The following is a 20,892-nucleotide window of genomic DNA, read 5'->3' as shown; positions in this document are numbered from 1 at the left end:
TATGGATTTGCCTTGGTTCATTTTCATTACAATAGCTCTCCTGTTCCTTCTTGCCGTTATCTATGAACGGAATGGTCTGAAAGCGCTTAGTTATACTCGGTATTTTTCAACGAAGGTCGCTTATGAAGGGGATAATCTTGAGATGATCGAGGAGATCGTTAATGCGAAACTTCTGCCATTACCATGGCTTCGACTGGAATCTAGTATTGCAAGAGGCTTGGAATTTGGAAGTCAAGATAATCTCGGTATTAGCACGGGTGAAATCTACCAGAATCATATCAGCTTGTTCTTTCTTAAATCTTACCGTCATATTAAACGGCGTCATCAAGTAACTTGCGAACGGCGTGGGATATACCGTTTGGAGTCAGTCACCATGACCACTGGAGATCCCTTTGGATTGATCCGGAAAAATAAAACGTATCCTCTCCAATTAGAGTTATTAGTCTATCCTAATTTGCTGAATCTAGACGATCTTCCGCTACCGATACATAGCTGGTTGGGTGAACTTCCAGTGAAAAGATGGATCGTAGAAGATCCTTTCCTGACTGCAGGTATTCGCGAGTATAGCTCAGGAGATTCTATGGGACTTATAAACTGGAAGGCTACAGCGCGCACAGGGACTATGCAGGTACATAAGAAAGACTACACTGCGGATTCTAGACTCGTCATTTGCTTGAATATAGAGGACAGTGATTCCATGTGGAGAGCGGTAACGGATGTGGAACGTATCGAGCAAGGGATAAGATATGCAGCCACTATCGGCGAATACGCCATGCGCCATGGAATTGAGACGGGATTTATCTGTAACGGCAGATTGGATAACGGGGGCGAAAGAGATCCTGTTGAAGCAGAGCCTATGGCTGAACTGGAAGATTTGCTAGAGCTGTTAGCAAAGCTGGAGCTAGACAGAACGCTTCCTATGAGTCGATTGCTAGCCCTGCAGGCCGAGAGCGGAATAAGTGATACAGACTTTCTGATCATTAGCTGTCATAGAGGAGCAGAATTACAAGAGGCTGCTGACCTCCTATTGGTGTTGGGCAATGGTATAGAATGGCTGGATATTCCGGAACAGGGAGGAGAGAGCGCATGAAACTTCCGTTATCTGGTTACGTATGGAATACGGTCAAACTCTGGATATACTCTATCTTAGAACTATTATTAGTTTTACCTGTATGGATTCTGTTTCAGGTTTATGTACTGCCCAAGCAAGTTGAACCTATGTGGCTGACTGCCATACCACTAATATCATTAGTAGGTATTTTGCTACGAAAACAGTGTAGTGTTAGATGGAAGCAACTGCTGGCTGCTCTAATCCTTGGGACGGTGGTTGGGGCTTTGTCAGCAGGAAGTCTGTCTATCGAGAGTCTGCCTTTAGGTGTCGCAGGTTTTATATGCGCTTTTCTCGGAATGACTACTGACTCTCGAGATCAGTCCAGTAAGAAGTATTGGATAGGTATTGTAATCTATTTTGTTGCGACCATTGTCTATGGGAGAATTCCCGATTTGGAGGAAAGTGTTACACTACTGACCTGGTGCGGTAGTTTGTGTCTATTGCTCACACTATTTATTTCTAATAGTAGCTATTTACAGTATAGTTCGCTTTCTCAAGAGGGCAAAGCTTTGCCGAAAGGATTACAAAGGAATAACCGTATTTATGTCATTGGAATAGGAATTGTTGCGGCCGTGCTAGCGGCAGGAGTCGGAAAAGCTATAGGGACACTGCTATGGAATATGGTACGCTCGTTCTTCGGATGGATTAGTAATTTATTCTCTGGGTCAAGTGAGCCGCTACCTCCGCCAGTAGAACAGCCCCAAGCGAGTCCGGAACTACCTTTTGTAGGAGATGAAAAGCCTGGTCTACTAGCTGCTATATTAGATGTTGCTTTATATGTTGCTGGAGCTGTGTTATTGGGCGTTGCAGCTTATTATGGACTTCGGTGGTTGTATAGAAATGCCGGTGGGAAATTAAAGAGAGCCATGGATGCCTTGCTAGCCATGCTGCGCAGGGAACATACTCCAAAGGACAATACAACTTATCTTGATGAGGAAAAGAGTGTATTTACATGGGAGCAAACGCTTCAAGGTCTAAAGGATTTCTGGAGTACTCGCCTTACGCCAAGACATCGAAAAGACCGCTGGGAGCAGATGAATAGTGAAACGGAGCGTGTTCGCTGGTTATATCGGCGTTGGCTTCATTTGAAGCACGATCATGGTTATGAAGTTAAGAGTTATCTTACGCCGAAGGAAACAGAAGACGATATTATTAAATGGACTGCTCTTAACAAGGTTAAACATAAGGGCGAAGAACATACGGTTCATACGTCGAATTCATTGATTGAATTATATGAAAAAGTTAGATATGGAGAAGAAAATCCTTCTGCTAATGATGTGGCTGCATTGAAAGATGAATTGAAATTATAGAATAGAATATTCTTCAAATTCATGCAAATAGGAACAAATAGGTTACAAACGCTTCAAAAGTGTTACAACATGGATACAATTGGTTTTGTACTTACCACTATAATAATTCTAGCAAAATACTCGTGGAGGGAAATAAATGAGAAAGCATAGCAGTACATATGTTGTTTTACTATTAAGTACCTTTGTCATCAGTCAATTGACTGGTCATACCGCTTCAGCGGCATCCGCTAATGCTGTTCGTACCAATCCAGCTGTAGCTGCGGCGACAGTAACACCCCCTAGTAATCTGGGTTCCATTTCATTAGGAGCAAATATCAAAGCTACATTAGAAGATGTCAATATTTGGTCACAACCTGGTGGGAATATTTTAACCTATACCCTGAATTATTCAAATGGGAGCAGTAAAAACGCAAACCTAATGTATTATTTTTCGAGAGTGACGACGCCAGGGGGTTCTGTTATTCCGGGTAACCCACTGAGCGCTGACGCGACTAAGAAGAAGATTGGTGCTAAAGAAAGCTTGCGGGTTACATATTACGTCAACATAGGCAAGACCAATTCGTTAAAAGGGATTAAGATTCCCATGTATGTATGGGATTCCAAAACCAAAGGTTATTTAAAGCATGCAGGAAGTTTTACTGTACCAGCTAATTATTCCCCAACTGCTGTAAATGGAAAAAATGTTAGCACCACAATGAATGACATTCCTGTCATCGCCAAAAGTGAGTCCTTAGAGCTCTATAAATATAATGGGAAAGTTTATGCCAAGGTGGGTATAAGCCTGACCAATAAGGGCAGTAAGGTACTCAGTGATCCTGGTTATGCGGCTTATTTACTTTCTGCAGGTGGCAGTTCGTATGAATTAGCACTTGATCGTTCTCAGATTAGTTACAAGATTCAGCCGCAGGAGAAGAAGACTATCTATTATCTTGCCGAGATTCCTCCTTATATGAAGACGGATAATATGAAGCTGCAATTTACGCAAAAAGATGAAGCACTGAAGCTTGAGATCGCTAAATCCTCGTACAAGCTACCGGCAGCTACAACACCTAATTTGGTGGTAGGTAAAGGTGTGACCAAGAAAATCACCATTAATAATAATCCGATAGAAACTCAGTTAAACAACGCAAACGTATACGCTGAGAATAATAAAGGGATTTGGACCTTCCAGCTTCGAGTGAAAAATGTTGGGAAGACGGCCGTTACGTTGCCAACGTATGAGCTTGCCGTCAAATCTTCAACAGGGACAACCTTTCCGATCAATGCGAAGGGATTGAGCGGCTTAACCATAAAACCTTTGGAAGAAAAAATCATTCCACTTACCGCACAAATTCCGCTTGAGGTTGAGCAGAGTTCGCTGCAATTGCAAATGATAGAGGCTGTTTCAGCTCCAGCTAGTCCAGATACGAGCAGTACAGGCGAGGGAACAGGATCTGAAGGGAATAATGTAAGTACGGGCAATACAGCCAAGCTGACAGTACCTGTTGCTTACTACACAATTTCCTATACATTACGACCTGAGATTCAAAAAGGTGTGGAGTATAGTGCATCCAATGAATATGGTTCTTTCACTTATAACTTGCTGTCTTTACAGCGCTTTCCTTGGAAAGATGATGACATCGTTGTTGCTAGAATAAATATTAAGAATTCGCAATCGGTGGCATTAACACTTCCAGAATTAAAAGGATCTGTGCAAGTAGACAATGATGATGTGTCTTCCTCTACAGAACTGTTTATGGACAAGGAAACCTCGACGATTGCACCAGGAAAAAATGCGGAAATCTATGTATTTTCCAAAATCCCTTACACACAAGAGTTCGATAAATTAAAAGTGAACCTCTTTACAACAGTAAAAGAAGAGAAGAGCTCGTTCCTGTCGCTTAGCACGAACAGTACGATGAATGCTGTAGCGACTATTGAACGTGGGGGAAGTTATGCAATCACCGGTAAAGGCAAGAACGCTAGTGTCCAAGAGAACAAAACAATTATTTATGAAGGTCTCAATTCTAATATCGTATATACAGAGCTACTGCTTAGCAGTGAGGAAAAAAGACAAAGCAAAATGGCTCGCCTTCAGGGTTACTTTAAAACAGGAGATGGCCAGCTATTCGAAGCTACAGTGAATCAGCCAGATACTTCAGCTACACCTGGTGGTAAGCAATTAATAACGTACTGGGCAAAATTGCCTAAATCCGTTATTCCATCAGACGTAAGTATGTATCTAGGTCCAGGAATTACTGGGAATAAGCTGTCTGAACCTGGTCAGGAACCAACAGGATTCATTAACATTGCTTCATTGAGTCTAAATCCAGTTTCTACTCCACCGGAGAATAACTTGACGAAGGTTGCGCTATATCCGTACACGATGTCTGTTCTGAGTTCGGAAGGGCGATCGATGCAAGGTAGTACCACTATAGATATCGTAATGAATTACAACTTACTTCGTGACAGTAGCTATGACATGGGAACCTTCACTCATAAGCTGGTGCTCAAAATGACAGATCCATATGGTCTATCACAGGAACGAAGCTTGAACATCGGTACTGAACTTCTTGAAGGGAATTACAACTCCTATACTGCAACATTTACCAATAATATGTATAAAAACTTGTCAGGTGGCGCCTACAGAATCACACTGTATGATGAGTTCCAAGGAGAACGGATCGAGCTGGCCAGCCAGGCATATAGCATAAAGATTGATAGAACAGTAACTGAGAAGTAGGAATTCATATCTATTAATGTACGAGAAGGAGCAGCTCCAATGTTGCGAGTGGAAAATGTAACGCATTCTTTTAAGAATGGTAATGAAACGACGGCAGTCCTTCATCAAATAGATTTTTCTGTGAAAAAGGGGGAGATGGTTGCATTACTGGGGAGCTCGGGTTCCGGTAAGTCAACCATGCTCAACCTGATGGCAGGTCTGATGAAGCCTACGGAAGGCCACATTTACATTGCTGACCAAGATATTGTGAAGATGAGCGAAAACAAGCTATCTGAATTTCGTAGGAAGCATATCGGGTTTATCTTTCAAGCTTATGAACTGATTACTAGCTTGACTGTCCGTGAAAATGTTGAGTTGCCGCTTGTGTTCCAATCCGTTTCACCATCAATACGTAAGCAAAAAGCTCTGGCCTTGCTGGAAGGGGTCGGCATTCCGGATAAAGCCGACCTGTTCCCTTCACAGTTGTCTGGCGGACAGCAGCAGCGGGTCAGTATTGCACGTTCCTTGATCACAGAACCGTCCGTTATTTTCGCAGATGAACCGACCGGAAATCTGGACTCGAAGACAGAAGAGGAAATTATCAATATCCTGCTTAACCTGAACAAGAAGATGAAGACCACCTTCATCGTTGTAACACATGAGCTCAAAGTAGCAGAACAAATGCAACGGATTTTCACGCTTCAGGACGGATATATGATTACTGAGAAACAAACTTCTTCGGATACAGAACTCGAAGGGGGTAAACTCATTGAGGATTAGTGATATTTCACGTTTGGCTTGGGAGCAAGTCAAACGACGGAAAGTTGTCACAGGTCTTTGTATGGCAGGTATATCGATTGGCTGTGCTGCTATTATTGTTGCTTTAAGTATAGGAGATTCCGCGCAAAGCTATACGGAGCGGGAAATTAACCGGAATTTCAAAATGGATGAAATTACGGTGACTCCGAACAGCGGCATCCCTTCACAAGGGGGCGGAGAAGGAAAAGAAGCCTCTGCCTCTGATGCAAAGCTCGACCCCGGCAGGCTAACGGGCCAGAAGCTGAAAATTGTTCAAGGCCTGCGGCATGTTACCGCAGCAGCACCTTTTCAAGAGCTTGCCTACCTACAAATGACTACTATCGATAATAAGGTTACCGACGTACAGCTAATTGGAACCGATCTTCGACTACTAACGAAATATGACCATAAATTCAAGCAGGGTGGTCCTTCTGATTCGGTTGGTATGGCAGTACTAAACTATGGAGCAACTGTAGGATTGATTGATGTCGAGACTCGGCAGCGTCTTTTTGAACAACTGAGTACTGATCCTTACAATAATAAAATAATGGAACAGTACAACAGTTTAAGCATGCTTCCGTCGGATATGTTCAAACAACAGGTTCAATTACAATCATATGACCCTGCTTCTCAAACTGGACAGTCTCTAATCAGCTCACCCATTCAAATTGTTGGGATATTGGATAGTACTGGGAACCCTGATATGGCGATGTACGACAAGAAGATTTATGTTTCGCTAGAGACTGGTGAGCGTCTGGTGGAACAACTGAAACTAATGAATGGAACTGCTGGGCAAAAGGATGTTTACAACTCAGCCATTGTAAAAGTTGACAGTACGGACAACATCGTACAAGTGGAGAAGCTTATCCAGAAACTTACACTAAATACTAGTACGAATTTGTATCAAAAAGAGGCGATGGCTTCTACATTCAGTATGTTCAAGAAAGCAGCGCTTGGTATTGGTATATTTATTCTAATTATTGCTTCGATCTCGATCATCGTTGCGATGACCATGTCCACCCATCAGCGTCGTCGCCAGATCGGTATTATGAAGGTGCTAGGCGCCAATATGGGGCAAATCCGAAATATGTTCATTACAGAGGCGGCATTGCTCGGGATGCTTGGTGGGTTGCTCGGTATAGGCTTTTCATACTTGATTGTGTTTGGCATAAATAAGCTGATTGGTTCCACAGGAGGAATGGGGATGGGTGAGCCCTTAGTAATCACTATTCCTCTGATGACCCTTCCAATAGGGATCGCATTTGCGGTAATGACAGGCGTACTATCGGGAATTTATCCTGCGATAAGCGCGTCTAGAACGAATGCGCTCACGGCGATAAAACGGGATTAGCTATTTTTAAGTTGAAAGGAAGCAGAAGTGATGAAGAGGAGAATCAAGTGGATTGTATTGGTATTGATTATTATTGCAGCGGGTTATTTTGTATACAACAAGATGTATAAACCCGAGGCACAGCTAGAACCTGTTGAACCACCACAGGCGATAACTTTTGAAGTGACACAGGAAACCATCACCAATTCTGTTCAGGTCAAAGGGAATTCACATTATGAGCAGGAAACGCTTGTATATGCACCATATGCTTCAAAGGTAACAAAGTGGAAGGTTGAGAATGGTGGGCAAGTTAAGAAGGGGGATTTACTGTTTACCCTCGATCAGGAAGCCTTAAAGAATGAAATTGCTACACAAGAGGCGACCATTCGAAAGGCTCAGCTAGAAGCGGAACTAAATGAATTTGTTAGTCAGCAGGACGAAGAGAATGCAGCCCTTGGTACAACAGAAGCTGAACGTATAAAGGCACTTACAGCCCAAGAATCAGCAAGAATAGGGGATGAGCTTAACCAAGTAAATGCTGAAATACAGGCTCGTGAATTAAAAGAAAAGAAGGCTAAGCTAAATACAGCCCTCTACCATGCTCCTGCAACAGGTGTTTTTCTATTTGACAGTGCGAGTGAAATTCCGCAAACGGTAACAGATAATCAATACATCGGCAAAATTGTAGATATGAACAAGCTTGAATTCATAGCTCTTGTAGGTGAACAAGATGTCTTCCGTATTAAGACGGGAATGAAGGTCGATGTTAAAATGACAGCTTTAAAAGATTTAAAGCTGTCTGGAGAAGTGACTAAGGTATCTAAATTTGCTAAGACTGCTTCGGGTCAAAATACTACTGCTACTTCGGTTCCACAATTTGAAGTGGTAATCTCACTGCAACCTAACGAGCGCTTAATTGGTGGACTAAGCTTGAGCGGAGAAATCGAGACGGTTCGCAAGGAAAATGCCATCGTTGTATCCAGCATCGCAGTAATGCATGAAGGAGATCTCTCCTACGTGATGGTGGATAAAGGCAATGGGGAATATGAACGAAGAGATATCAAAGTGGGCATGGAGACGGCAGACAAAACAGAGGCCGTCTCAGGGTTAAAGGTTGGAGATGTTGTTGTGCTTCAATAGATTGAAATAGACCTAAGCCTATTTCTCAATCGTGAGTCGCCAAGATTTAATATCTTTATTTAGCTCGGTAAGGTCAGGAACCGGAATTGGCTCGTCGGATAGATTATATTTAGCTTTCAATGCTAAAATCCGATAGACGCTCTCATCAATCCGTGATTCCTGTATCTTACCTTTTTTTACATGGTCCAGAAGCGATTCTAATACCCGTTTCTCATTATCATAGCCGTGAGCGATAAGTAAGATATCACTGCCTGCATTTATAGTATCTACTGCCGCTGTGGTAAGGTCATAATTCTTCATGATAGCACCCATAGTTAGGTCATCTGTGATTACGAGTCCTTGATATTTCATGTCACCGCGAAGTAGCTCACCAATGATTTTGCTTGATAAAGATGCGGGTTTATCAGGATCAAGTTTCGGGAACAAAATATGAGCGACCATAACGGCATCGGTTCCTTCTTTTATTGCAGCTTGAAAAGGGAGCCATTCTAATTTAGCGAGTTCTTCAGCGCTCTTATTCACAATCGGCAGCTCAAGGTGGGAGTCGACGGAAGTATCTCCGTGACCAGGGAAATGTTTGACAACAGGAACAACAGCTTCGCTCTCTATACCTTTCATTTCGGCAATCCCTAGCGTACTGACTAGTTCAGCGGAGCTACCGAAGGAACGATCTCCAATTACAGGATTATCTGGATTGCTATTGATATCAAGGACGGGAGCGAAGTTCATATTAAATCCTGCTGACAATACTTCTCTAGCGAGCAGCTTGCCCATCATTTCGGTAGCGTTAGCATCCTTACGGGTACCGACCTTTCCATTAGAAGGGAAGGAAGCATACTCCTTAGGCATCCGGCTGACTTTTCCGCCCTCCTGATCGATACTCATAAATAAAGGGGCAGGGTTGCCGCTGTTGCTCTCTTTCATGGAATTAACAAGGCTGACCATACTCTTCAGATCTTGAATATTGTTCTTATAAAGGATGATTCCACCGACTTTGTCTTCGGCAATCATCCTTTTTGCTTGATCATCCAGAACGGTTCCGTCGATGCCCACAAGGAGCATTTGTCCAATTTTCTCTTCAAGGCTCATACTGGAAACCTGAACAGCAATTGGATCACTCTCTGAGGAGGGAGCTGCTGTGGAACTCGTAACAGGTGAAGATGTGGATTCGGCAGTCGGCGGATTTGTAGCGGCAGCTTGGGAGCTGTTACTGCTATTGGAGCAGCTAGTTAACAGAAGCATAGATACCATAGCAGAAGCCATTAAAAAGCTAGCAGAGGATGTAGGTTTAAGGATGTTGCGTGTAAATCTGGTCATTAGAATAGTCGTCCCTTCGTTGCTTATTTAGATGTCAGAAGGATGAATCCTTGCTGACTTAGATACACGGTGATAAGATGAACTTAAATCTTTACATATTAAAATTGAATTATGAGGTGACGGTCAAATGAAAGATGGATTAGTAAACGCACTTAATGAACAGATGAATTTCGAGTTTTATTCCGCTCATGTTTATCTAGCTATGGCAGCCTATTGTTCCGGTGAAAGTCTCGATGGATTCGCAAACTTTTTCTTAATTCAAGCAGAAGAAGAACGATTCCATGCCATGAAAATCTATAAGTTCCTTAATGATCGCGATAATCGGGCGACACTTGAAGCTCTACCAGAGCCGAAGAACGAATACTCTTCGATGCTGGATGCTTTTGAACATGCATTCGCGCATGAGCAACAAAACACGAAACGCTTCTATCATTTAGCTGACTTGGCGCTGGATGAGCGTGAACATGCAACGATCTATTTCTTGAAATGGTTTATTGACGAGCAAGTAGAAGAGGAAGCGCTCTTTAGCAACATCATTAGTAAACTGAAACGAATTGATAAAGATAGCAACGCCTTCTACATGCTGGATGCTGAATTTGCTGCACGTACTTTTACAGCTCCTGCTGAGTAAGTAAAGTTACTTAAGATCAGAAGCCTGAGAAATCAGGCTTTTTTTATTTAATTGATGAAGGCAGTTTAATAGCCAGCAGCTTATTATCCGTTCGGATGATCAGCATGCCTCCAGTTTTAAGAGAAGGGGCAAAGTTACGAGATCCTGTCTTCACGGTAAAAATAGGCTTCAACGTCAACATGTCATAAGCGTGAAATAGGCCATCTGATTGTCCGCTATAAACCACATTTCCAAAAAGATCCGTCTGAACTACAAGATTCTCACCATTATTGAGGACTACCGCCTGACCATTTCCAAGTTTGAGTGCGGATAACGTACCTGTATCATAATTGGAATATAACATTCTTTGCTGATGGATTTGGTTTAGAGGATAATCTTTCTCTTTTGCCATAGAAGTCCAGGTTTGAACTGGCTTACCTTCCGCTGAGTAATTCCAAAAATCATATTTCACAAGCTTTTTGCCCTGAAAAATATAGAAGTCATTTCCGTCCAAGAATGCGGTCCCATTTACACCACCAAATGTGAATGCTCCATCTTTATTCTCGGTATCTGTCCATTTATATAAACGTTCTCCTTTAAGTTCACCCGTTTTTACGTTGAATACAGAAACTTTAACATTACGATTCACAGCGTCATCATCCATCATTAACGTATTGGTAATGGAGTAGAGGAGGCCGTCCTTTACTGCTAGTGGCCACCATTGACGGGTATGGTCCCATAGTTTTTTTCCTGTCAGACTGTCATAAGCAGCAAGTGCGCCAGTTGTTAATGCTCCCTGTGAGAGATAACTTCGAATAACAACTCCATCCGTTTCCATAAGTTCCGATAAGTCTGTAAAGTTATTGCTCTCCTCCACAGCCTTCCATTTGATCTTCCCGCTGACCGCATCGACAGCGGCCAGTTGACTATCTTGTGTTACATAAATAGTGGAGCCTAACCGTTGTATACTGGTGGCTTTAGGTAGTGATAATGAAGCTGACCACGCTTTTTTACCTGCTTCATTAACGGCATACAGAGAGCCACTCTTAGTCAAACCATAGATAAATCCATTACTGTACGTGAACAACGGGGCTAATGCACTTCCGAATTCCCACATTTTTTTACCTGTTGTAGCATTCAATGCGACTAGTTTTTCATTCCGCTGCAAGGCAAAGACTTTCCCATTCTCGGCAAGGGCTGTAACGTTCTGCCCAGTGATTCTATCTTCTTTTAAGATGGCAAGCGGTGATGACCATACAGGTACAAGAATAGGTGCTTTGACTTCATTGTAATAGGGATTGCTTGTACTTATAACTGCTTGTTCCGCGGAAATGTCGGATAACGATCCGTTGTAAGCTATTGGGGATGCAATGCATGTAACAGCTAAAACTTTAATCATTGTCTTGTGCAAAGACTGAATCATCGTTTCACGCTCCTCAAAAATAGTGATTACTATAATTAGACATTATAAATGGCAAAAAGTTACTACTTCTGTAGAACAAGCATAAACGCCTACGGCTTTTTTTAAGGACGGTAAGCGTTTAAGCGAGAAATATAAAACTTAAAGTTGAACTAAGGCAAACTATGTTACGCTCCGCAAAACAGTTATGACCTAGCAACTCTATTTGACGGAGGGAACTATTACGCCTCTTAGCAACACTGTTTCTCTAGACCCACCCGAATCTCGGAGTGTAGTATAGAACAATACTATTCTTTGGGGGTTCTTTTTTTTGGAAAATTACAACGACATCAAACAAGGTGAAAAAGGAGCATGGCTAAGCATAGTTGCCTACATATTCCTGTCCGCCATCAAACTGTTTATTGGTACGGTCGCGGGATCTCAAGCGCTGCTTGCAGATGGCCTGAACAACAGTACTGATATTATCGCTTCTATCGCCATACTAATCGGTCTTAAGATCTCTAGGAGACCGCCGGATTCCAATCATAGCTACGGACATTTCAGAGCAGAGACCGTGGCATCCTTAATTGCTTCATTTATTATGATCGTTGTAGGGCTTCAAGTGCTGTACCAGGGCGTGAACAAATTTATTCAACCCGAACTGGAAAGTCCAGATCTTATAGCAGCCTGGACGGCAGTTTTTTGTGCTGTGATAATGATGGGCGTATATATGTATAACATTAGACTGGCCCGCTCTATTAATAGTAACGCTATGCGAGCAGTAGCACTAGATAATCGATCAGATGCTTTAGTTAGCATAGGTGCTTTTGTCGGAATTGTGGCTTCTGGATTTGGAATTCCATGGCTTGATCCGCTTACAGCGATTATTGTCGGCCTAATTATCTGCAAGACGGCATGGGATATCTTTAGTAAAGCTACACATGACTTAACGGATGGTTTTGATGCGGAAGAGCTTGAACTCATGAAAGAAACCGTTGCTGAAATTGACGGTGTGCAATCCATTAAAGATATTAAAGCTCGCATCCACGGAAATAACGTACTAGTAGATACAACTGTATTAGTAGATTCCGAGCTTAGTGTGGTGCAGAGCCATGATATTACGGAAGAAATTGAAGAACAATTGAAAGATCGGCACCAAGTTTCAAATGTGCTTGTCCACATAGAACCTGTAATGAAGTAGAAAAGGATATAAATGTGACTTTGCTTGGATGGATATGGGATTTTCCCTGTGATGTTGTTAATAGATCTTTTGTGCGGAAAGGTGGAGAATTAGTTGTATTTATCGATATGTTAATTTCAGGAAATGGAATGGTGATTTCGTGATTGAATGGAAGGATTCTTATGATATCGGTGTTGAGAAAATAGACTGTCAGCACAGACAGTTGCTGGCGAAATTGAATGAATTTTTTGATGCTTGCAGTAAGCAGCAGGGGAAAGAGAAGATCGAAGAAACGCTCAAATTCTTGAAGGAATATACCATCGAGCATTTTAGCAATGAAGAGCAATTGATGGAAGAGATCGATTTTCCTGAATTGGCGGAACATCGTAAGACGCACGCTAATTTTGTAAAAGCCGTTCTTGAATTAGAAGAAACGATTAAAACCAAGGGAGTCTCCGTTCTCTCGACGATTAAGCTTAACCGTACGTTAACCGATTGGCTTCTGAATCACATTAATAAATGCGATAAGCTAATTGGCGAATGTATGGCCACGCGTGATAGAGCAGTATAATTGAAGACCTCCAACGAAGATGCCGACGGGCATTTTCTTTTTTTTTGACTGGGAATGTGTTAAAGAATTGTAGTGCGTTATTTGATCCATTTTCCGAAGACAGCATCGTAATTTATACTGGGTTAACGGTTTGTGTTATGATTTGAGATAAGACGTATAGAGTTAGTATGGTAAAGGGGAGTGGAACGATGAAAACATTACGAATGTTAGCTTCAGGGTTTGCTATGCTGCTTATTCTGGGCCTTGTTAATTTTTACATTGGGTATCACGGTTGGCTGCTTGTCCATGAATGGTTCTCAGGTGCTTCCTCTGTTCTGTTCTGGACATTATTCCTGCTTCTTGCCTTTGCGTATGTCGTTGGAATGATACCTTGGCCTACAATAATGAAGCCGTTAGCCAGATTCTTTAAGGTGATTGGGTCGTATTATCTAGCTTGCATGGAATTCGCTATTATCATGTTGCCATTAGCTGATCTGTTATATGTGCTGCTGGGCTGGATGGGTGTCGATCGAACGCACTACGTCTCAGAAGCGGGTGGTACATTGCTAATATTACTGGTTGTTTTTCTAGTCTGGGGTTCGATCAACGCTTGGAGTACAGTAGTTCGTACCCATCCTATTCCCATTGATAAATCTATCGGAACTAGTACGCCACTTACCATCGCGGTTGCATCCGATCTGCATTTAGGAAATATCGTCGGCAATCGGCATCTCAAAAAAATGGTTGCACAAATGAATGCTATGAAGCCTGATGTGATTTTGCTGGCTGGGGATGTACTTGACGATAGTATTGAGCCTTTTATTCGCAATAGTATGAGTGAACAGCTAAAGCAGCTAAAAGCACGCCATGGTGTCTACGCAGTACTGGGCAATCACGAATATTACGGTGGTTCGATTAAGGAATATACCGATTTAATGAGTAGCATAGGCATTAAAGTCCTACAGGATGAGGTTGAAGAAGTGGCGGGAACTTATATTGTAGGTCGAAAAGATAAGACTGCCGAGACGATGGAAGCCGGAGGTAGATTAAGCGTAAACTCCTTATTGGATGGCCTCGATCTGACGCGTCCTGTGATCATGATGGATCATCAGCCTACCGGATTTGATGTCGCTGCCCAAGAAGGCGTAGATATTCTACTATCAGGTCATACGCACCGTGGACAGATTGCTCCTAATCACTGGATCACCAAACGGTTGTTCGAACTGGACTGGGGCTACCTCCGCAAGGATAAATTGCATGTCGTTGTTTCCTCTGGTTATGGGACCTGGGGACCTCCAATCCGTTTAGCCAGCCGTTCGGAGATTATTAAGCTTGAAGTGGTGTTAGAAGGGACTAAACAATACAGTGAAGAAGCCGTGTCTACAAAGACGGTGTTAATCTAAAAGAAATTTTTAATGATATGAGGCTGCCCGAATCCGTAGAATTTTTCTGCGAGCTGAGGCAGTTTCTTTTTTTTGACAATTAGTAGAGCTTGTAGTATGGTTTAAAATAGTTAAGCACTTAACTAAATTGGAGTTGAAAAATCTAAGATGGATCATTTACAACCGTTCGTATTGAATCAGCCGCTACATACTCAGGCATTTTTCACTTTAGTTGATACTACTGCAAGCTTAGTTTCTGTCTCTGATAAATATTGGCAGTCGAAAGGATTAAATGGCGCAAGAATTCGTATCCTAGTAGAAATATCTAAACAGGGCGGAACGATTTTACCTTCTACATTGGCTCACAATATTGGGGTTACCAAAGCTAATATTAGTCTGTTGCTGATACCCCTGGAGAAAGATGGTTGGATTACCCGCTCGAACCATACTCAGGATGGTAGAAAAAGCGTTATTTCAATTACGGGTGAAGGACAACGATTACTTTTGGAGCATCTTCCCGGAAATCGTCAAGCGGTCTCTGAACGTATGCAGGGTCTGGATAAACAAGAGCTTCGGCAACTCATCGTTTTATTAGAAAAGCTTAGCAATGGCTAGAAATAAATAATGTTGTGGTCTCGAAAACATGGAACAGAAAGGTTGGGGTGTTATGTCAATTATGGTTACTGGGGCTACTGGTCAATTAGGAAGTTTGATTATAGACAATCTTCTTCAGTTTGTGCCGGCAGGTGAGATTATCGCATGTGTTCGTGATCGGGAGAAAGCAAATGATCTTTTGGAAAAAGGGGTTGAGATTCGCTTTGGCGATTATGATCAGCCTGATACTCTAATTCAAGCTTTTACAGGTGTAGCAGAGCTATTATTCATCTCTAGTTCACATCCCGATGATAACGTCAGATTAAATCAACATTCTGAGGTTATTCATGCAGCATCAAAGGCAGGGGTGAAGCATTTGCTGTATACAAGCTTCGCATTTCCACCTAAAGGACAAATTCCAGCTAATCATGTTCACTTAATTACAGAGCAGATGATTCTTAAATCAGGTATTGACTATACGTTTCTACGCAACGCTTTGTATATGGATTTTGTAGATGTACTAGGGCTGAAAGAGGCGATCCAAAGCGGTGAGTTAATCACCTATCCGGGGAACTGGTTATTTAATTCGGTGACACGAAGGGATCTCGCTTTAGCTACGGCGGTCGTGCTTACAACTACAGGTCATCTTAATCAGATTTATGAATTAACCGCACCGCGCTCTTGGGACTTCAGCGAACTTGCGGAGGTATTATCCGAGCTGACAGGAAAAAGAATCGTTCATCGGCAGGATTCAAGCATTCAGCACTGGATTTATTCATTCCTTGGGAAGATAGATACAGCTTCTACTTCAAAAGATATGGAGAGACTAATGGGACGGCCTGTTACCTCTTTGAAGGAAAGTATAATCACTTTCCTTCAGGTTTAAATAATGACTCTGACTAACTCAACTATATAGTGGTTCGATCTAAAGTAAGTAAATAATTATATTTACTGGCATGTTTTAATTCATCTAATATAATCCCATAAACAGTATCGCGGTATACTCCAACAGGCAGACCAAACCATATTTTGCGATACTTTTCGACTGCAGCCAGTTCACCTTGGAGTGCTTTTTCTAAACCTTCTTCATAAGAACTGATCCGTTGATATTGTTCACTACTAATTCCAGTGATATCTTGACCCGTAATTTCTTTGAACATCCCGCGGAACATGGAGTTGTGACCCCGTTCGTCATCTCGTATTGAGGTGATGATGGAGGCTTGCTCGGAATTTGGGGCCAGTTTGATAAGTTCATCATAGAAAAGCTCATCATTTCGTTCACCTTGCACAGCTTCTTTGATTAAATTTAATGCTTGAGGAAGAGAGGTTGCCCAGATAGGTTTGAAATCAGATCTATTCTGAGATAAAGGTGTCCAATACATAGTTCTTACTACCTCCTGATTCGTTCGTTATTATTAGAGTAGTATATGTACGAATGCCCAAAATGGTCTCTTTCGGTTCTTTAGTTGTTCTAACCCTTTAAAGTTGATACTATGGGTTCATCCGTTATTCAGGGAGTGTAAACGATGAAAAAGATTTTAGTAGCAGATGATGATAGTAATATTCGTACATTATTAAAGCATGTATTGACCAGAGAAGGTTATCAAGTAATGGAGGCCAGCGATGGCCGGGACGCGATACATAAACTGAAAGAAAGCATTGCGGACTTAGCCGTTGTGGATGTGATGATGCCGCATGTGGATGGGTTGGAGCTATGCCAGCATATAAGAGAAACGTATGATATACCGATCATTTTGTTAACAGCCCGGCAACAGCTAAGTGATAAAGAACAAGGCTATCTGCGGGGGACAGATGATTATGTAACGAAACCTTTTGAGCCGGAAGAATTGTTGTTTCGAATCAAAGCTTTATTTCGGCGTTATTCCATCGCTTCGGATGATCGGATTCGTTTAAATTCACTAGTTATTGATCGTAAAAATTATGAGATCACTGATGGTGATGAAGTACTACTGTTACCGGTAAAGGAATTTGAACTGCTCGCGCAACTGGCACAATATCCAGGAAGACTGTATTCACGCAGTGAGCTGATTGAACTAGTATGGGGAATGGATTATGAAGGTGATGAACGTACGGTGGATGTACATATCAAGCGATTGCGTCAACGATTTTTGGATTATCAGAATGACTTTGTGATTCGGACGGTACGGGGAATTGGATATAAATTGGAGATGGTGAGCTCGTGAAGTCTTTGTATGTGAGAATGTGCATTCTCTTTTGCTCGGCCATTGTGGTGAGCAGCCTTCTCGGCTTCTTGGTATCTAATATTTATTATCAAGCTCAGATTAAATCGCAGAACGATGCGAAGCTTACGGGGATGGCCATTGATATCCAGCAGTTTGCAGAATCTCACCCGGAATCTATGGAGGATTACCTGCGAAGTGTAGCTGTACTGGGATATAAGATTTATTTAACCGATACAGAAGGTCAATCCCGGTTTTACGGCAAGCCATTTCGGAAAGAGGATTTAGAACCGCAACAATTAGAGAAGGTCCTGAATGGACAAGTGTATCACGGAGTTGCTGAGTTTCCTGACAGCGCATTTATTACAGGTTTTTTTGATAATCAATTACGCAATACGATAGGCGTACCCATTGAAGTAAATAATGAGACTTTTGCGTTATTCATGCGGCCGGATGCAGAGGTTCAGTTCGGTGAACTGCGCGTGTTTTTTGCTGTCATCATCGGTTTTACTGTGTTATTCAGTCTAGGATTCGTCATGATCAGCGTACTGCATGTGGTCAGACCCATTACACGTTTGACAACGGCAACTAAACGGATTTCAAAAGGTAGATATGATATTAAATTAAATACTTGGCGGCGGGATGAGATTGGCCAGTTAGCCTCACACTTTATGATTATGAGTCGTGAGCTGGAACGGACCAATCGTGCACGTCAAGAGTTTGTTGCGAATGTGTCGCATGAAATCGAATCGCCATTAACTTCTATTCAAGGATTTGCCCAAACCCTTAAAGATCCTACATTACCAGAGGATGAACGGATAGAGTACCTCAATATTATTGATCAAGAAAGCCATCGTCTATCGATGCTTAGTAAACAGCTGCTAACGTTATCTTCCCTCGATTATGATCCGAATTCCTTGCAGAAGAAACCTATAGATTTGCGTGCACAGCTTCGGCAAGTTGTACAAATCATGGAGTGGAGATTAACAGAGAAGCAATTAGCGGTTCGTTTAAGTCTTGCGGACATTAGCGTACATGGCGATTCCAATCTTTTGTATCAGGTGTGGATGAACCTCATTACTAATGCTATCAAATATACACCCGCTGAGGGATCTATTATGATTTCCGCAAAGCTTGACGAAGGGAACTGTGTAGTAACCTTTTCGGATACTGGGGATGGTATTCCTGCTGAGGAATTACCACTCATCTTTGACCGTTTTTATAAAGTCGACCGGGCACGTACACGAGAAACGCATAGTAGCGGTCTTGGGCTGGCGATTACGCAAAAAATTGTAGAGACACATAACGGAACCATAGAAGTATCCAGTACAGTTGGCAAAGGCACGACCTTTACTGTAACTCTTCCGCTTTTGTAACTCGTTATTCATACTCCGTTCATTTTCATCTTCTAAACTGTGACTATACAGATTAGAAGGAGTGGTAATATGTTTCTAGCCTTAAGAGAAATGCGACATTCTAAAGCCAGATACCTGTTAATAATGGTAATCATGTTATTGGTTTCCTTTCTTGTACTTTTCGTAACGGGGCTGGCCAGAGGATTAGCGTATGCTAATATCTCAGCAATAGAGAATATGCCGGCAAACTATTACGTGGTGCAGAAGGATGCGGATCAGACGTTTAGACGTTCTCAGTTAACGGATACGGAGCTTAATAGTGTTCGAGCAGTAGTAGGAGATAATAATGCCTCTTCACTCGCTCTACAGATGAGTACAGTGACTACGAACGATACGGATACTAAAGCAGACGTAACTTTTTTCGCAGTTGATATGAACGGTTTACTGGCTCCAAAAGTGATTGAAGGTGACAAGATTACGAATGATACGCAGGGAAGTGTCATCGTTGATCGTGACTTGGAACAGTCGGGCATTAAGATTGGTAGCACGATCCAAGATCAGGCAACTGGGAAGGAATTTAAAGTTACAGGATATGTTGAGAATAGCTCATACAGCCATACCCCAGTAGTCTATATTAACAATAAAGATTGGCAGGAAATGAGACAAGGTGTTAATCAAGGTAGTGAGGCTACATCTGGAGCGCCTTTTAATGTAATTGCGCTTAATGCAAACGCAGGGCAAGTGGATAAGATCTCTGCTAGTACGAAAAATGTGGAAGTTATTACGCAAAAAGAAGCGATCTCTAATATTCCGGGTTATTCATCAGAACAAGGTTCACTGCTTATGATGATTGCCTTCCTGTTCGTAATCGCTGGTTTTGTTCTGGCTGTATTCTTCTATGTCATTACAATTCAGAAAACAAGCCAGTTTGGCATTCTGAAAGCCATGGGTACAAAAATGTCTTACTTGGCTTGGAGCGTTGTAGGGCAGGTCATGATATTGGCTATTGCAAGTCTAAGCATTAGCTTGCTGCTAACCTTTGGAATGAATCAGGTACTACCAGACACTATGCCGTTCCAACTGGAACCTTCTACGATTCTATTAACCAGCGGCTTGTTCGTGGGGATGTCTCTTTTAGGATCACTTATTTCTGTCGCTAAAGTGGCTAAAGTAGATGCATTAGAAGCAATTGGGAGGGCTGGAGCATGAGTGCGAAATTATTGATGAAGCAAGTAACCAAGACCTACGGAGACGGCGATACAACGGTATCTGTTCTGAACAATTTGAATCTTATAGTCAATGAAGGGGAATTCGTTGCTGTCCTTGGACCTTCTGGAACAGGGAAGAGTACATTCCTATCAGCAGCGGGTGCGCTTCTTACGCCAACCAGTGGTGAAATTTTCATAGACGGAGAATCTCTTACAGATAAAAGTAAAAGTGAGCTGACTGAGCTACGATTAGAGAAGATAGGCTTTATGTTCCAAAGCGCACAGCTATTGCCTTACTTGAAGGTAGAAGAGCAGCTTCTCTTTGTAGCTAAACAGGGGAAGATGAGTTCTAAAGAAGCTAAGGAACGGGCAGCTGATTTGATGAAGCGTCTGGATATCTGGAAACGTCGAAACCATTATCCTGAGCAACTATCAGGCGGGGAGAAGCAACGTGTAGCTATCGCAAGAGCTTGGATGAATAAACCTGCAATCTTGTTTGCAGATGAACCAACAGCAAGCTTAGATTTCAAACGAGGCAGAGAAGTTGTGCAAATGATTGCTGACGAAGTAAAGAATGAGGGTAAAGCTGCTGTAATGGTCACTCATGATGAACGGATGCTCGAATGGTGTGATCGAGTGCTACATCTGGAAGATGGTCATTTGGTTGAACATGAGTTAAGCAAAATTTAGTAAAAAAACGATTCTT

General features: G+C 42.2%; 20 protein-coding genes. 17 read left to right on the top strand and 3 right to left on the bottom strand.

The genetic code is table 11. The features are described 5' to 3' along the window. The first annotated feature begins 1 nt into the window (after position 1). The 6 genes from NSQ29_RS13410 (at position 2) to NSQ29_RS13385 (ending at position 8,390) form a co-directional block, all read left to right on the top strand. Entirely contained in the window at positions 2-1,090 is a 1,089-nt protein-coding gene (locus NSQ29_RS13410) for a DUF58 domain-containing protein (RefSeq protein WP_341125313.1), read from the top strand. Further along, positions 1,087-2,421, top strand: coding sequence for a hypothetical protein (locus tag NSQ29_RS13405; RefSeq protein ID WP_341125312.1), 1,335 nt, complete (start codon positions 1,087-1,089; stop codon positions 2,419-2,421). The genes NSQ29_RS13410 and NSQ29_RS13405 overlap by 4 nt, the downstream gene beginning before the upstream one ends. A 136-nt stretch (positions 2,422-2,557) precedes the next feature. Beyond that, positions 2,558-5,143: a hypothetical protein gene (locus tag NSQ29_RS13400; RefSeq protein ID WP_341125311.1), complete on the top strand. Its 2,586-nt coding sequence runs from the start codon at positions 2,558-2,560 to the stop codon at positions 5,141-5,143. A gap of 39 nt (positions 5,144-5,182) precedes the next feature. Next, positions 5,183-5,902, top strand: a complete 720-nt coding sequence (locus NSQ29_RS13395; protein ID WP_042187870.1) for an ABC transporter ATP-binding protein — start codon at positions 5,183-5,185, stop codon at positions 5,900-5,902. Then, positions 5,892-7,271, top strand: coding sequence for an ABC transporter permease (locus NSQ29_RS13390; RefSeq protein ID WP_341125310.1), 1,380 nt, complete (start codon positions 5,892-5,894; stop codon positions 7,269-7,271). Before NSQ29_RS13395 ends, NSQ29_RS13390 begins: the two co-directional genes overlap by 11 nt. 30 nt (positions 7,272-7,301) lie before the next feature. Next, positions 7,302-8,390: an efflux RND transporter periplasmic adaptor subunit gene (locus tag NSQ29_RS13385; RefSeq protein ID WP_341125309.1), complete on the top strand. Its 1,089-nt coding sequence runs from the start codon at positions 7,302-7,304 to the stop codon at positions 8,388-8,390. 18 nt (positions 8,391-8,408) lie between these two features. On the opposite strand, the gene nagZ is transcribed toward NSQ29_RS13385, so the two are convergent. Further along, a complete protein-coding gene (gene nagZ, locus NSQ29_RS13380; RefSeq protein WP_341125308.1) occupies positions 8,409-9,479 on the bottom strand; it encodes a beta-N-acetylhexosaminidase in 1,071 nt (356 codons plus the stop codon). A 49-nt stretch (positions 9,480-9,528) separates the two neighbouring features. Here nagZ and NSQ29_RS13375 point away from each other — a divergent pair, with 49 nt between their 5' ends. After that, positions 9,529-9,738 (top strand): hypothetical protein, encoded by a 210-nt coding sequence (locus tag NSQ29_RS13375; protein WP_231573442.1) that lies wholly within the window; start codon positions 9,529-9,531, stop codon positions 9,736-9,738. Between the two features lie 96 nt (positions 9,739-9,834). Further along, entirely contained in the window at positions 9,835-10,338 is a 504-nt protein-coding gene (locus NSQ29_RS13370) for a ferritin (protein ID WP_042127399.1), read from the top strand. 43 nt (positions 10,339-10,381) lie between these two features. Here NSQ29_RS13370 and NSQ29_RS13365 read toward each other — a convergent pair whose 3' ends face one another. Then, the gene (locus NSQ29_RS13365; RefSeq protein WP_341125307.1) at positions 10,382-11,740 is read right to left on the bottom strand and encodes an outer membrane protein assembly factor BamB family protein; all 1,359 of its coding nucleotides are present in this window, start codon (positions 11,738-11,740) and stop codon (positions 10,382-10,384) included. 307 nt (positions 11,741-12,047) lie between these two features. On the opposite strand from NSQ29_RS13365, the gene NSQ29_RS13360 reads away from it, so the two are divergent. The 5 genes from NSQ29_RS13360 to NSQ29_RS13340 all read left to right on the top strand — a co-directional run bounded on the left by NSQ29_RS13360 (position 12,048) and on the right by NSQ29_RS13340 (position 16,308). After that, the gene (locus NSQ29_RS13360) at positions 12,048-12,917 is read left to right on the top strand and encodes a cation diffusion facilitator family transporter (protein WP_042187882.1); all 870 of its coding nucleotides are present in this window, start codon (positions 12,048-12,050) and stop codon (positions 12,915-12,917) included. A 139-nt stretch (positions 12,918-13,056) separates the two neighbouring features. Further along, positions 13,057-13,467 (top strand): bacteriohemerythrin, encoded by a 411-nt coding sequence (locus NSQ29_RS13355; protein ID WP_081382799.1) that lies wholly within the window; start codon positions 13,057-13,059, stop codon positions 13,465-13,467. 188 nt (positions 13,468-13,655) lie between these two features. Then, entirely contained in the window at positions 13,656-14,849 is a 1,194-nt protein-coding gene (locus NSQ29_RS13350) for a metallophosphoesterase (RefSeq protein ID WP_341125306.1), read from the top strand. 147 nt (positions 14,850-14,996) lie between these two features. Then, a complete protein-coding gene (locus tag NSQ29_RS13345; RefSeq protein WP_341125305.1) occupies positions 14,997-15,443 on the top strand; it encodes a MarR family winged helix-turn-helix transcriptional regulator in 447 nt (148 codons plus the stop codon). Between the two features lie 28 nt (positions 15,444-15,471). Further along, positions 15,472-16,308, top strand: a complete 837-nt coding sequence (locus NSQ29_RS13340) for an SDR family oxidoreductase (RefSeq protein WP_341125304.1) — start codon at positions 15,472-15,474, stop codon at positions 16,306-16,308. Positions 16,309-16,330: 22 nt separating this feature from the next. On the opposite strand, the gene NSQ29_RS13335 is transcribed toward NSQ29_RS13340, so the two are convergent. Next, a complete protein-coding gene (locus NSQ29_RS13335; RefSeq protein WP_042187885.1) occupies positions 16,331-16,804 on the bottom strand; it encodes a ferritin family protein in 474 nt (157 codons plus the stop codon). 144 nt (positions 16,805-16,948) lie between these two features. Here NSQ29_RS13335 and NSQ29_RS13330 point away from each other — a divergent pair, with 144 nt between their 5' ends. The 4 genes from NSQ29_RS13330 to NSQ29_RS13315 all read left to right on the top strand — a co-directional run bounded on the left by NSQ29_RS13330 (position 16,949) and on the right by NSQ29_RS13315 (position 20,876). Then, positions 16,949-17,626 (top strand): response regulator transcription factor, encoded by a 678-nt coding sequence (locus tag NSQ29_RS13330; RefSeq protein WP_042187886.1) that lies wholly within the window; start codon positions 16,949-16,951, stop codon positions 17,624-17,626. Next, positions 17,623-18,999 (top strand): sensor histidine kinase, encoded by a 1,377-nt coding sequence (locus NSQ29_RS13325; protein ID WP_341125303.1) that lies wholly within the window; start codon positions 17,623-17,625, stop codon positions 18,997-18,999. The genes NSQ29_RS13330 and NSQ29_RS13325 overlap by 4 nt, the downstream gene beginning before the upstream one ends. 69 nt (positions 19,000-19,068) lie before the next feature. Next, complete coding sequence (locus NSQ29_RS13320; RefSeq protein WP_042187890.1) at positions 19,069-20,187, top strand: ABC transporter permease; 1,119 nt, start codon at positions 19,069-19,071, stop codon at positions 20,185-20,187. Next, on the top strand, positions 20,184-20,876 hold the full coding sequence (locus tag NSQ29_RS13315; protein ID WP_042187892.1) for an ABC transporter ATP-binding protein: 693 nt from the start codon (positions 20,184-20,186) through the stop codon (positions 20,874-20,876). The genes NSQ29_RS13320 and NSQ29_RS13315 overlap by 4 nt, the downstream gene beginning before the upstream one ends. Positions 20,877-20,892: the final 16 nt, after the last annotated feature.

It is taken from the genome of Paenibacillus sp. FSL F4-0236, from assembly GCF_038000135.1.
Classification (GTDB): domain Bacteria; phylum Bacillota; class Bacilli; order Paenibacillales; family Paenibacillaceae; genus Paenibacillus_AQ.
This window is presented reverse-complemented; position numbering and strand designations above follow the sequence as displayed.